This is a genomic window from Streptomyces sp. S6, assembly GCF_054880855.1.
In genome coordinates, this window is sequence record NZ_JBTYMC010000209.1 from 1 (window position 1) to 12113 (window position 12113).

The window sequence follows — 12113 nt, forward strand, 5'->3', positions numbered from 1 at the left end:
CGCCTCGCGCGATGCGGTCCGGCAGGAAGCCCGGCGCGAGGACGTACGGGGCGACGGCGACCCGGCGGCAGCCGAGCGCGCGCAACTCCTCCACCGCGTCCTCGGTGCGGGGGAGCGAGGCGGAGGCGAACGCGGGTCGCACGGCGCACCAACCGGTGTGCCACCACTCCCGCGCGATGTCGGCGATGACCGCGATCGCCTCCGGGTCGGTGGACCCCGCCGAGGCCAGCACGACCCCGGTCGAGGACTTGTCGGCGGGGCTCAACCCCGCCTCGTACAGGCGGCGTTCGAGCGCCGACACCAGCAGCGGCGACGGCCCGAGCACCGCCGCCTGCCGCACGCGCAGCGCACCCGGCGCGTCCGCGAGGACCGCCGGGATGTCCGCCTTGGCGTGGAAGGCACGGGTCAACAGCAGCGGCAACGCCACCACGTCCCGCACCCCTTGGCCCGCCAGCGACTCCAACACCTCCGGCACGGAAGGGGAGTTGAAGTCGAGGAAGCCGGTCTCCACCCGCAGTCCCGGCCGCAGTGACCGCACCCTGCGCACCAGGGCGTGGACGGTCGCCGCGTGCCGCGGATCACGGCTGCCGTGGGCGACCACCACGAGCACGGGGCGAACCGGCTTACGGAACACGGCGGATCAGCTCTTCACCAGCAGACCGCGGCTGCGCAGCACCCACCGCTCCAGCGGGCTGAAGATCAGCAGGTCGATCGCGATGCCGACGAACAGGATGAGCAGGATCGCCTCGAACACCATCGCCATGTCGCTCGCCGTGCGCCCGTTCTCCAGCAACTGGCCGAGCCCCACGCCGAGATCGGGGAACTGCGCGATGATCTCGGCGGCCATCAGCGACCGCCAGGAGAACGCCCAGCCCTGCTTGAGGCCCGCGACGTAGCCGGGGAGCGCGGCCGGCAGGGTGACGTGCCAGATGCCCTTGACGCCCGTCGCGCCGAGCGTGCGGCCCGCCCGCAGGAACAGCGGCGGCACCTGATCGACGCCGGACACCAGCCCGTTGGCGATCGAGGGGACCGCGCCGAGCAGGATCACCGCGTACATCATCGAGTTGTTCAGGCCCAGCCAGATCACCGCCGGCGGCACCCACGCCACCGACGGCAGGGACTGGAGCCCCGAGAGGATCGGCCCGATCGCGGCCCGCACGAACCTCACCCGCGCCACCAGCAGGCCCAGCGGGGTGCCGATGAGCAGTGCGAAGAAGAAGCCGAGCAGACCGCGCGAGACGCTCGTCCAGATGTAGCCGAGCAGATCCCCCTTGAGCCAGGAGTCCTTGAACGCGGCTCCCACGTCGGCCGGTGACGGCAGCTTCGAGGGATCGTCGACGATCCTGAAGGTGACCAGGCCCTGCCAGACGATCAGCACCACCGCGATGGCGATGATCGGCGGCAGGATCTTGTCGACGAACGTCTTTCTGAACGGCGTCCGGGCGCTGACCTGCGACTCCAGCGCATCGAGACCCGCCTCGATACCGCCGCCGGGTGGGTTCGCCGTTTTCAACTCAACTCTGGCCATGACGGCGGATCTCCCCACGCAGGACTTCGGTGATCTCGACGGACAGTTCCGCCACCGGCGCGTCCTCGATCCGGCGCGGCTGCGGGATCTCCACCCGCCACTCGCGCGCGACCCGGCCCGGCCGCGAGGACAGCAGGACGACCCGCTGGGCGAGCCGTACCGCCTCGCGCACGTTGTGCGTGACGAAGAGGACCGACACGCCCGTCTCCGCCCAGATCCGGGTGATCTCGTCGTGCAGGACGTCCCGGGTGATGGCGTCGAGCGCGGCGAACGGCTCGTCCATCAGCAGGAGTTTGCTCTCCTGAGCCAGCGCACGGGCCAGCGCCACCCGCTGGCGCATCCCGCCGGACAGTTCGTGGACGCGCTTGCCGTACGCGCCCTGGAGGCGGACGAGTGCGAGGAGTTCCTCGGCCCGTCCGCGCCGCTCCGGTTTGGGAACTCCCCTGAGTTTCAGGGCGAGTTCGATGTTCTTCCCGGCGGTCAGCCAGGGGAAGAGGGCGTGCTCCTGGAACATCAGCGCCGGGCGGCCGTCCGTGTCGATGGACCCGGCGGTGGGCCGGTCGAGGCCCGCCACCAGGTTCAGCAGTGTGGACTTGCCGCAGCCCGAGGCGCCCAGGAGGGTGACGAACTCGCCCGGCGCGACATCGATGGTGATGTCGTCCAGGACGAGCTGCTGTCCGCCCGGTCCCGCGAAGGACTTCGAGACGTGCGAGAGGCGTGCCGCGTACTCCACCGACTCGGCGGCTGCGGCGAGGGTCGTCGTGGCCATGGTCGTCACCTCCTGGGAACTCGTCGGATTCCGGGCCTACTTGACGCCGAGACCGGCGTCGGAGACCGGGGTGGCGCCCTCGGCCTTCAGCACCTTGTCGAGAAGCGTCAGATCGTAGATGCCGGCCAGCTCGGGCTTGGCGAGGAGACCGGCCTGGACGGCGTGCTTCGCCTCGGTGTCGAGGGTGGCGGCCAGCGGGTCGTCGATGAACTGGATGGACGCCCAGGCCGGGTCGAGGATCTTCGCCGGGAGCGCTTTGCCGGAGTCGGCGGCGAGCCGCTCGTTGGCCGCCTCCTTCGCCTCGGCCGGGTTGGCGTTGATCCACTTGTTCGTCTCGACCGACGCCTTCAGGACCGCCTCGACGGCCTTCGGGTGCTCCTTCAGGAAGTCCTGGCGCACGATGATGTTCGTGATGACGAACTTCTTGTCCGGCCACAGCGTCGCCTCGTCGAGCAGCACCTTCGCTCCCTCGGCGACCAGCTTCGACGCGGTCGGCTCCGGCACCCAACCCCCGTCGATCGAACCGGACTTGTAGGCGTCCGGGGTGATCTTGTTGTCGGTGCGGACGACGGTGACGTCACCCTTGCCGCTCTGCGCGTCGACCTTCCAGCCCTGCTCGGCGATCCAGTTGAGGAACGCCACGTCCTGGGTGTTGCCGAGCTGCGGGGTCGCGATCTTCTTGCCCTTGACGTCCGCGAGGGTCTTGATCTTCGCCGGGTTCACGACGAGCTTCACCCCGCCGGACGCCGAACCGCCGATGATCCGCAGGTTCTTGCCGCCGGACTTGGTGTACCCGTTGATCGCGGGGGAGGGGCCGATCCAGCCGATGTCGATCGACTTCGCGTTCAGCGCCTCGATCTCGGAGGGCCCCGCGTTGAACGTCGCGTACGACGCCCTGGTGGCCCCCAACTCCTTCTGGAAGAAGCCCTTCTGCCTGCCGACGAGCGCGGTGCCGTGGGTCAGGTTGCCGAAGTAGCCGATCTTGACGGAGTCGAGGCCGTCGATCTTCTCGGCGCCGGCGGCGACCTTCTGCTCGGAGGAGGTGTCCTTGGACTCGGAGCCGTAGCCGCAGGCGGCAAGTGCCAGCAAGGGGAGGGTGGTTGCCGCTATCAGGGTGCGGCGGGCGAGGGTCGGGCGGGAGGCAGGCACGGGAGGGGTTCCTCTCGTTGGCCCGGCGGGTCACGGTCTCTCAGGTCGTGGCCGGGAGTTCGGCAGGGCGTTTTCGTCGATGACGGGACGTCCGGTGGGGGGACAGGGCGCGCGAGCGGTGCGCGTACGTCAGCACGCACATCGGGCCACCCCGCCCTGCCCGCTGCCGAGGGCGCCGCTGCCGACCCGGCCGCCCTCCTTCGCGAACGTCGAGTAGAAATCCACCTGAGATACCGCCTGAGACTGAGCCATCGTCAGAAGTCCCAACCGTCGTCGTCCGCCGCGTCCTTGACGGGTTCCGGGGTCGCGAAGGACTCGCCGACCATGCCGGCCGTGAGCGTGGTGCCGTCGGCCGGGTCGATCAGGATGAAGGAGCCGGTGCGGCGCGAGTCGGCGTACGAGTCGACCGGCAGCGGCTCGGCCGTGCGGATCTTCACGCGGCCGATGTCGTTGGCGGCGAGCTGTCCCGGGTGCGGGTGCAAGGACAGGTCGTCCAGGGTGAGACGGGACGGGATGTCCTTGACGACCGCCTTCACCGTGCGCGTGCCGTGCTTGATCAGGACGCGGTGGCCGACGGTCAGCGGCTGGTCGGCGACGTGGCAGACGGTCGCCTCCACGTCCTGAGTGGTCGCGGGGGCGTCCTTGCTCGGCACGATCAGGTCACCGCGCGAGACGTCGATGTCGTCCTCCAGGAGAAGCGTCACCGACTGCGTCGTCCACGCCTCCTCGACTGCCGTGCCCAGCAGGTCGATTCCGGCGATGCGGGTCGCGCGGCCCGACGGCAGGACGGTGACCGGCTCGCCGACGCGGAACGAACCGGCGGCGATCTGACCGGCGTAACCCCGGTAGTCGGGGTGCTCGGCGGTCTGCGGACGGATCACGTACTGCACGGGCAGCCGCGCGTGGCAGTGCGCCAAGTCGTGGGCCACGGGCACGGTTTCGAGGTGTTCGAGGACCGTCGGACCGCCGTACCAGTCCATGTTCGCCGACGGCTCCACGACGTTGTCACCGGCCAGCGCCGAGATCGGGATCGCGGTGACCTCGGGGACACCGAGTTCGAGCGCGTACGCCGTGAACTCCTCGGCTATCGCGGCGAACACGCCCTCCTGGTAGTCGACCAGGTCCATCTTGTTGACGGCGAGGACGACGTGCGGGACACGCAGCAGGGCGGCGATCGCCGCGTGCCGGCGGGTCTGTTCGACGACGCCGTTGCGGGCGTCGACGAGGATCACCGTCAGCTCGGCCGTGGAGGCACCCGTCACCATGTTGCGGGTGTACTGCACGTGACCTGGCGTGTCGGCGAGGATGAACCGCCGTTCGGAGGTGGCGAAGTAGCGGTACGCCACGTCGATCGTGATGCCCTGCTCGCGCTCGGCACGCAGCCCGTCCGTCAACAGGGCGAGATCCGGGGCCTCTTGGCCCCGCGAGGCCGACGCCCGCTCCACGGCCTCCAGTTGGTCCACGAGGACCGACTTGGAGTCGTGCAGCAGCCGGCCGACGAGGGTCGACTTGCCGTCGTCCACGGAACCGGCGGTCGCGAACCGCAGCAGCGTCGTCTCGGTGAGTGTGGTGCTCATGTCTAGAAGTACCCCTCGCGCTTGCGGTCCTCCATCGCGGCCTCGGACATCTTGTCGTCGGCGCGGGTGGCACCCCGTTCCGTCAGCCGGGACGCGGCGATCTCGGCGATCACGGCGTCCAGGGTCGTGGCGTCCGAGTCGACGGCGCCCGTGCAGGACATGTCGCCGACCGTGCGGTAGCGCACGAGCCGCTTCTCGACCGGCTCCGACGCCTTCGGGCCGCCCCACTCGCCGGCCGTCAGCCACATCCCGGCGCGCTGGAACACCTCGCGCTCGTGGGCGAAGTAGATCTCCGGCAGCTCGATGCCCTCGCGGGCGATGTACTGCCAGACGTCCAGCTCGGTCCAGTTGGACAGCGGGAACACCCGGACGTGCTCGCCCGGCGCGTGCCGCCCGTTGTACAGGTTCCACAGCTCCGGGCGCTGGCGGCGCGGGTCCCACTGCGAGAACTCGTCCCGCAGCGAGAACACCCGCTCCTTCGCGCGGGCCTTCTCCTCGTCCCGGCGCCCGCCGCCGAACACCGCGTCGAACTTCTCCGCCTGGATCTTCTCCGTCAGCGGCAGCGTCTGGAGCGGGTTACGGGTGCCGTCGGGCCGCTCCTTGAGGACACCCCGGTCGATGTAGTCCTGCACGGACGCGACATGCAGCCGCAGACCGTGCTGTGCGACCGCGCGGTCCCGGTACTCCAGGACCTCCGGGAAGTTGTGCCCGGTGTCGACGTGCAGCAGCGAGAACGGCACCGCCGCCGGGCGGAACGCCTTCAGCGCGAGGTGCAGCATGACGATGGAGTCCTTGCCGCCCGAGAACAGGATCACCGGGTTCTCGAACTCCCCCGCCACCTCACGGAAGATGTGCACGGCCTCCGATTCGAGGGCGTCCAGATGCGAGAGGGCGTAGGTGCCCCCGGTGACCGTCGCGACGGTGGTCACACCAGTCCCCTTCACACCAGTCCCCTTTCGCTCAGCAGCGCGTACACCGACGCGGCGGACTCCCGCACGGTCTGGTCCTGCGACTCGATCCTGAGGTCCGGCGACTCGGGTGCCTCGTACGGGTCGTCCACCCCGGTGAGACCGGTGAGTTCACCCGCCGCCTGCTTGGCGTACAGGCCCTTCACATCGCGAACGGAGCACACCTCGACCGGAGTTGCGACATGCACCTCCAAGTAGGCGGTCCCGCCCTCCTGGTGGCGTTTGCGGACGGCCTCCCGGCTGTCGGCGTACGGCGCGATCACCGGGACGAGCGTCTTCACGCCGTTGCGGGCGAGGAGTTCGGAGACGAACCCGATGCGCTGCACGTTGGTGTGCCGGTCCTCGCGGCTGAAGCCGAGGCCCGCCGAGATGAACTCCCGGATCTCGTCACCGTCGAGCACCTCGACGGCGTGGCCCTGCGAGCGCAGCAGCCCGGCCAGCTCGTAGGCGATGGTGGTCTTGCCGGCACTCGGCAGGCCCGTGAGCCAGACGGTGGCTCCGCTCGTCACGTCGGTCTCCTGATTCGTCGTCATCAGTGCAGCCCGCACTCGGTCTTGGCGCGTCCCGCCCAGCGTCCGGCGCGCGCGTCCTCGCCCTCCAGGACCCGGCGGGTGCAGGGCTCGCAGCCGACGGACGCGTAGCCGTCCATCAGCAACGGGTTGGTGAGCACGCCGTGTTCGAGGACGTACGCGTCCACGTCGTCCTGCGTCCAGCGGGCGATGGGGGAGACCTTCACCTTCCGGCGCTTCTCGTCCCAGCCGACGACGGGGGTGTTCGCCCGGGTCGGCGACTCGTCCCGGCGCAGCCCGGTCGCCCACGCCTGATACGCCGTCAACCCCTGCTCCAGCGGCTGGACCTTACGCAGCTTGCAGCACAAGTCGGGGTCGCGGTCGTGGAGTCGGGGGCCGTACTCGGCGTCCTGCTCGGCAACCGTCTGACGGGGCGTCAAAGTGATGACATTGACGTCCATCACCGCTCCGACGGCGTCCCGGGTGCCGATCGTCTCGGGGAAGTGGTAGCCCGTGTCGAGGAAGACCACGTCCACGCCCTTGCGGACCCGGGAGGCGAGGTGGGCGACCACGGCGTCCTCCATGGACGACGTGACGCAGAACCCTTCGCCGAAGGTGTCCACCGCCCACTGGAGGATCTCCAGCGCCGAAGCGTCCTCCAGATCCCGGCCCGCCCGCTCGGCCAGCTCCTTCAACTCGTCGTCGGTGCGCGCTATGTGAGCCGTCGTCATGTCCGATCCCCTCCGTCGTCCGCACGTTGAAGACCCCGGGACAGCAGCCCCAGGAACTTCAACTGGAATGCGCGGTTGCACGCCCCGCATTCCCAGGCGCCGTGACCTTGCTCGTTCGGACGGAGGTCCTCGTCCCCGCAGTAGGGGCAGTGGAAGGGGGCCGCGCGCTCGCTCATGACAGGGCCTCTTCCGAGGCGCGGGTCGCCCACGCCGCGAACCGTTCGCCGTCCTCGCGCTCCTCCTGGAACCGCTTCAGGACCCGCTCCACGTAGTCCGGCAGCTCGGCCGAAGTGACCTTCAGGCCGCGGACCTTGCGGCCGAACCCGGCCTCCAGACCGAGCGCGCCGCCCAGGTGCACCTGGAAGCCCTCGACCTGCTCGCCCGCGTCGTTCAGGACCAACTGCCCCTTGAGACCGATGTCCGCGACCTGGATCCGGGCGCAGGCGTTCGGGCAGCCGTTGATGTTGATGGTGATCGGCTCGTCGAACTCCGGGATGCGGCGCTCCAGTTCGTCGATCAGCTGCGAGCCGCGCGCCTTCGTCTCGACGATCGCGAGCTTGCAGTACTCGATGCCCGTGCAGGCCATCGTGCCGCGCCGGAACGGGGACGGCTTCGCGGTCAGGTCGAGCGCCTCCAGGCCCTCGACGAGCGACTCCACCCGGTCCTGCTCGACGTCCAGGACGATCATCTTCTGCTCGACCGTCGTGCGGACCCGGCCCGAGCCGTGCGCCTCGGCGAGGTCGGCGATCTTCGCCAGCGTCGCGCCGTCCACCCGGCCCACGCGCGGCGCGAAACCGACGTAGAACCGGCCGTCCTTCTGTCGGTGCACGCCGACGTGGTCGCGCCAGCGCTCCACCGGCTGCGCCGGGGCCGGGCCGTCGATCAGCTCACGCTTGAGGTACTCGTCCTCAAGGACCTGCCGGAACTTCTCCGCGCCCCAGTCGGCGACCAGGAACTTCAGGCGGGCGCGGGTGCGCAGGCGGCGGTAGCCGTAGTCGCGGAAGATCGAGATGACGCCCTCGTAGACGTCCGCGACCTCGTCCAGCGGGACCCACGCGCCGAGCCGGACGCCGATCTTCGGGTTGGTGGAGAGGCCGCCGCCGACCCACAGGTCGAAACCGGGGCCGTGCTCGGGGTGTTCGACGCCGACGAACGCGACATCGTTGATCTCGTGGGCGACATCCAGCAGGGGGGAGCCGGAGATCGCCGACTTGAACTTGCGAGGCAGGTTCGAGAACGCCTTGTTGCCGATGATCCGGGCCTGGATCTGCTCGATCGCCGGGGAGCCGTCGATGATCTCGTCCTCGGCGATCCCGGCCACCGGGGAGCCGAGGACCACACGCGGGGTGTCGCCGCACGCCTCGGTGGTGGACAGGCCCACCGCCTCCAGGCGCTCCCAGATCTCCGGGACGTCCTCGATGCGGATCCAGTGGTACTGCACGTTCTGCCGGTCCGTGAGGTCCGCGGTGCCGCGCGCGAACTCCTGCGAGATCTCGCCGATCACCCGCAGCTGCTCGGTGGTGAGCCGGCCGCCGTCGATGCGCACGCGCAGCATGAAGTACTTGTCGTCCAGCTCCTCCGGCTCCAGGATCGCGGTCTTGCCGCCGTCGATCCCGGGCTTGCGCTGGGTGTACAGCCCCCACCAGCGCATTCGGCCGCGCAGGTCGTTCGGGTCGATCGAGTCGAAGCCGCGCTTCGAGTAGATCGTCTCAATGCGTGTCCGCACATTGAGACCGTCGTCGTCCTTCTTGAACTGCTCGTTCCCGTTGAGCGGCGTGAAATGTCCGGCCGCCCACTGGCCCTCGCCGCGGTGACGGCTCACCTTGCGACGGGGCGCGGAGGCGTCAGGGTTCTCAGGGGTGGCGGCCATGAGTATGTACGTCCTTCGAGACAGGCGAATGCGGCTCCGACCTGGGAAAACGCAGCACATCAAGGGCATGCGCGCAGGACGGACGGAAGGGCGGGATGCGGCGGCGACGCGGCTCGTCAGCTCGCCGGACAGATGGCGCTGGACATGCGGCAGAGATCGACGTGCCGTCGACTCACCAAGGCGATTCCAGTTCCGGACATGGTGGAAAGCGTGGCACGGCGTTCTGGACACAGTCCAGCATCATCCGACATGCGGACACCTGTGTCTCGCCAGACGAGACGCGGGTGCGTTCGGTCACAAGTGCCGCACGAGGGCTTGTCGGCGCAGGTCAGGCCGGGTATGCGCCGGGCCAGGGACCGGGTGCGGCGACCTGGGGTTCCTCCTCGACCTTCGTGTCGAACAGGTGAAAGCCCCGGCGCAGGTAGTTCTCCATGGCGTGCTCGCCGTCCAGCGAGCAGGTGTGCAGCCACACCCGCTTCGTCGACGACCGCTCGGGCCACCGCTCCGCGAGGTCCCACGCCCGCGCGGCGCCGTACGACAGGAGGTGCCCGCCGATCCGACGGCCCCGGAACGCGGGCAGCAGCCCGAAGTAGACGATCTCGACGACGCCGTCGTCCTGCGGGTCCAGCTCCACGTACCCGGCGGGTGTGCCCCGCTCGTACGCCACCCACGTCTCCACGCCCGGCCGCTCCAGATGCGCGCGCCAGCGGTCGTACGGCCAGGCCAGCCGGTCGATCCAGCGGATGTCGCCGCCGACCGACGCGTACAGGAACCGGCTGAACTCCGGCGACGGAACCTCCGCCCGCACCACCCGGACGTCGCCCTCGGGGGCGGCGGCGGGCAGCAGGTCGGTCGGTGCGGACTGCTCCAGGGACCAGGTGGTCACGGGGATGTTGCTCATGAGCGCCAGGGAATCATCCGGGCGCGGGGTCTGTCGACGGGGGCCTGTCGACGACTGCCCGGGAAGATCGCGGCGGGGCCGGCGGGGAGGTCTGCCGGGAAGATCATCGGGGGTGCCCGGAGGCGCCGGACAGGGGCGTACGCGCCGGAATGCGCGTCGGTTCACTCCACGGAGAGCGGCAGTACGCGCTTACCGCCGCCTCACTCCCGGTCGTCGCTCCACTGCCGCTTCGCCTCCCGGTCCACCGACGCCAGCGGCATCGCGAACAGGGTGCGGCCGGACTGGGACCAGACCTCGCCGGTCGCGGCCCAGTACGACAGGGACTGCGGGGCCCCGCTCCAGCAGGCGTGGCGGTCGGAGCCGCCGCACTCCGCGGCCGACGTGCCCTCGGTGTCCTGGCGCCACAGCGTGCCGTGCGCGTCGTCCTCGCCGGGGGCCTGGCTGACGTACCAGGCGTCGTCGCGGGAGAGCACCCCGCGCAGCCCCTCGACCTCGGTGCGGTACGCCTCCGTCGCCGCGACCCGGCCGAACGTGTCGGCGGCCAGCAGACCGCCCCGGTCGGGCAGGGAGCTGAGGGCGTAGCGCCACAGCCGGGCGGAGCCGCCGTGCGAGGTCCGCTCACCGGCGACGAGGCTGTCGGGGACCGTGCTGCGGTCCAGGGAGATCGTGCCGGGCCGCGGGGAGCCCGCACCCAGCCGGTACGTGCCGATCGCGGGCAGCACGAAGCGCGCCCGGTGGGCCGACCAGCCGCCGGAGACCCGGCCGACCGCGTCGCCGTCGACCGAGGCGCGCTGGATGCGGTTCATGTCGAAGACGTACAGCGCGGCGCCGTCCCCGCCGTCCCCGCCGTCCGCGGTGACCAGCAGCTTGTCCTGGTACCAGACCATGCCGGTCAGCGAGGAGCGCAGCGCCCGGAAGTCCGCGCCGTCGGACACCGGCACCGCCAGCAGCACCCACGTGTACGTCAGCCGGTCCGGGTCGTTCGCGTCGACGAACGCGACCCGCGCGAACCCGCCGTCCGCGGCCCGCCCGGCCCGCGACCAGCCGGACAGGAGCACCCGGTTCGTGCCCCACACGCCGTCGTCGTCCGCGTCCCCGGACGTCGTCACCGCGCCCGGCCGCCAGCCGGCGGTGTCCGCCGCGTCCCAGCAGTAGGACGTCACCGGCTCGGGTGCGAGCGGCAGTTGGTCCTGCTCGGCGGCCGTGCAGTCCGTGGAGTCCCGCAGCAGCCGGTCACCCGACTCCAGCACCGTGCCCACCCCGACCGGACGGCCCATGCCCACCGCGAGCCGGTTCAGCGACGCCTGCGGGACCAGGTCCTCCGTCATCCGCAGCGCGGTCGTGACCTCCACCTGCCTCAGCGCGCCCGGCGCGTCCGAGACGGTCGCCTGCGACGCGCTGATCATGGTCGCGGCGGCGGTCAGAGCGAGAGCGGTCCCGGCGAGGAACCCACGCAGCGCTCTTCCCCTACGGCGCCTGCGGTGGCGGCCACGTTGCGTCATCTCGTCCTCCCGGTGCGGGCCAACTGCGCCTGTTGATCCGTGCGTTGACCGAGGAGCAGGTGGGGTGACCCGTAAGGGACTCTACGGCAGTCGGGCAACGCCTGTGTGGCAGACCCGGCAAAGGATGGGGGGAAAGCGTGTGCGGAGCCGCATCGGAGGGATATCCCTATGCCGATTCCCTTGCCGCGCAAGGGTTTTCCGGCGTTTACCGCGCGACGGCGGGCGTGCCGGCTATGAGGTGCGCGCCCGGTTCACCGCCGCCGACACCGAGTGCGGAAGCAGATCCCTCGGCTCGTCCGGCAGCACGACGTCCACCTCCGCGTCCTCCCGGAACCGGTACGGACGACGCTCCAGGAACTCCCCGAGATAGCGCCGCACCCGCGACATCTCGGCCCGCACGGTCACCGTCCGTGCCGGGTCGCCGAACACCTCCGCGGCCAGCTCCGCCGCGCTGCGCCCCATCGGGTGCACCGCCAGGAGGTACAGCAACTCGGCGTGCCGCGGGCTGAGTTCCTGCACCCAGGCGCCCGCGCCCCCGGAGACGGTCACCGACCAGCGCCGCGGCAGCGACAGGTCCAGCACGATCCGCGCCCCCCGCTCCCGCCCCCC

General features: G+C 70.6%; 15 protein-coding genes. All 15 read right to left on the minus strand.

The genetic code is table 11. The features are described from left to right. Positions 1-634 (minus strand): sirohydrochlorin chelatase (locus ACVNF4_RS24645; protein ID WP_461805059.1); only part of this gene is annotated, 634 nt, incomplete at its 3' end. A gap of 6 nt (positions 635-640) precedes the next feature. Then, entirely contained in the window at positions 641-1528 is an 888-nt protein-coding gene (locus tag ACVNF4_RS24650; protein ID WP_461805060.1) for an ABC transporter permease, read from the minus strand. Then, complete coding sequence (locus tag ACVNF4_RS24655; RefSeq protein ID WP_461805061.1) at positions 1515-2297, minus strand: ABC transporter ATP-binding protein; 783 nt, start codon at positions 2295-2297, stop codon at positions 1515-1517. Before ACVNF4_RS24655 ends, ACVNF4_RS24650 begins: the two co-directional genes overlap by 14 nt. 36 nt (positions 2298-2333) lie before the next feature. After that, complete coding sequence (locus tag ACVNF4_RS24660) at positions 2334-3446, minus strand: aliphatic sulfonate ABC transporter substrate-binding protein (RefSeq protein WP_461805062.1); 1113 nt, start codon at positions 3444-3446, stop codon at positions 2334-2336. Between the two features lie 129 nt (positions 3447-3575). Then, the gene (locus ACVNF4_RS24665; protein ID WP_461805063.1) at positions 3576-3698 is read right to left on the minus strand and encodes a hypothetical protein; all 123 of its coding nucleotides are present in this window, start codon (positions 3696-3698) and stop codon (positions 3576-3578) included. Between the two features lie 2 nt (positions 3699-3700). Continuing rightward, positions 3701-5023, minus strand: coding sequence for a sulfate adenylyltransferase subunit 1 (locus ACVNF4_RS24670; RefSeq protein WP_461805064.1), 1323 nt, complete (start codon positions 5021-5023; stop codon positions 3701-3703). A gap of 2 nt (positions 5024-5025) precedes the next feature. Then, positions 5026-5952, minus strand: coding sequence for a sulfate adenylyltransferase subunit CysD (gene cysD / locus ACVNF4_RS24675; protein WP_461805065.1), 927 nt, complete (start codon positions 5950-5952; stop codon positions 5026-5028). A gap of 11 nt (positions 5953-5963) precedes the next feature. After that, the gene (gene cysC / locus ACVNF4_RS24680; RefSeq protein WP_461805073.1) at positions 5964-6500 is read right to left on the minus strand and encodes an adenylyl-sulfate kinase; all 537 of its coding nucleotides are present in this window, start codon (positions 6498-6500) and stop codon (positions 5964-5966) included. A 23-nt stretch (positions 6501-6523) separates the two neighbouring features. Beyond that, on the minus strand, positions 6524-7231 hold the full coding sequence (locus tag ACVNF4_RS24685) for a phosphoadenylyl-sulfate reductase (protein WP_461805066.1): 708 nt from the start codon (positions 7229-7231) through the stop codon (positions 6524-6526). Beyond that, positions 7228-7407: a hypothetical protein gene (locus ACVNF4_RS24690; protein WP_461805067.1), complete on the minus strand. Its 180-nt coding sequence runs from the start codon at positions 7405-7407 to the stop codon at positions 7228-7230. The genes ACVNF4_RS24685 and ACVNF4_RS24690 overlap by 4 nt, the downstream gene beginning before the upstream one ends. Beyond that, positions 7404-9101, minus strand: coding sequence for a nitrite/sulfite reductase (locus tag ACVNF4_RS24695; protein WP_461805068.1), 1698 nt, complete (start codon positions 9099-9101; stop codon positions 7404-7406). The genes ACVNF4_RS24690 and ACVNF4_RS24695 overlap by 4 nt, the downstream gene beginning before the upstream one ends. A 116-nt stretch (positions 9102-9217) precedes the next feature. Beyond that, positions 9218-9352, minus strand: a complete 135-nt coding sequence (locus ACVNF4_RS24700; protein ID WP_461805069.1) for a putative leader peptide — start codon at positions 9350-9352, stop codon at positions 9218-9220. Positions 9353-9429: 77 nt separating this feature from the next. Further along, the gene (locus ACVNF4_RS24705; RefSeq protein WP_461805070.1) at positions 9430-10002 is read right to left on the minus strand and encodes a GNAT family N-acetyltransferase; all 573 of its coding nucleotides are present in this window, start codon (positions 10000-10002) and stop codon (positions 9430-9432) included. 200 nt (positions 10003-10202) lie between these two features. Continuing rightward, positions 10203-11504 (minus strand): hypothetical protein, encoded by a 1302-nt coding sequence (locus tag ACVNF4_RS24710; RefSeq protein ID WP_461805071.1) that lies wholly within the window; start codon positions 11502-11504, stop codon positions 10203-10205. A 231-nt stretch (positions 11505-11735) separates the two neighbouring features. Further along, positions 11736-12113: helix-turn-helix domain-containing protein (locus tag ACVNF4_RS24715; protein ID WP_461805072.1), on the minus strand; the 378-nt coding region annotated here is incomplete at its 5' end.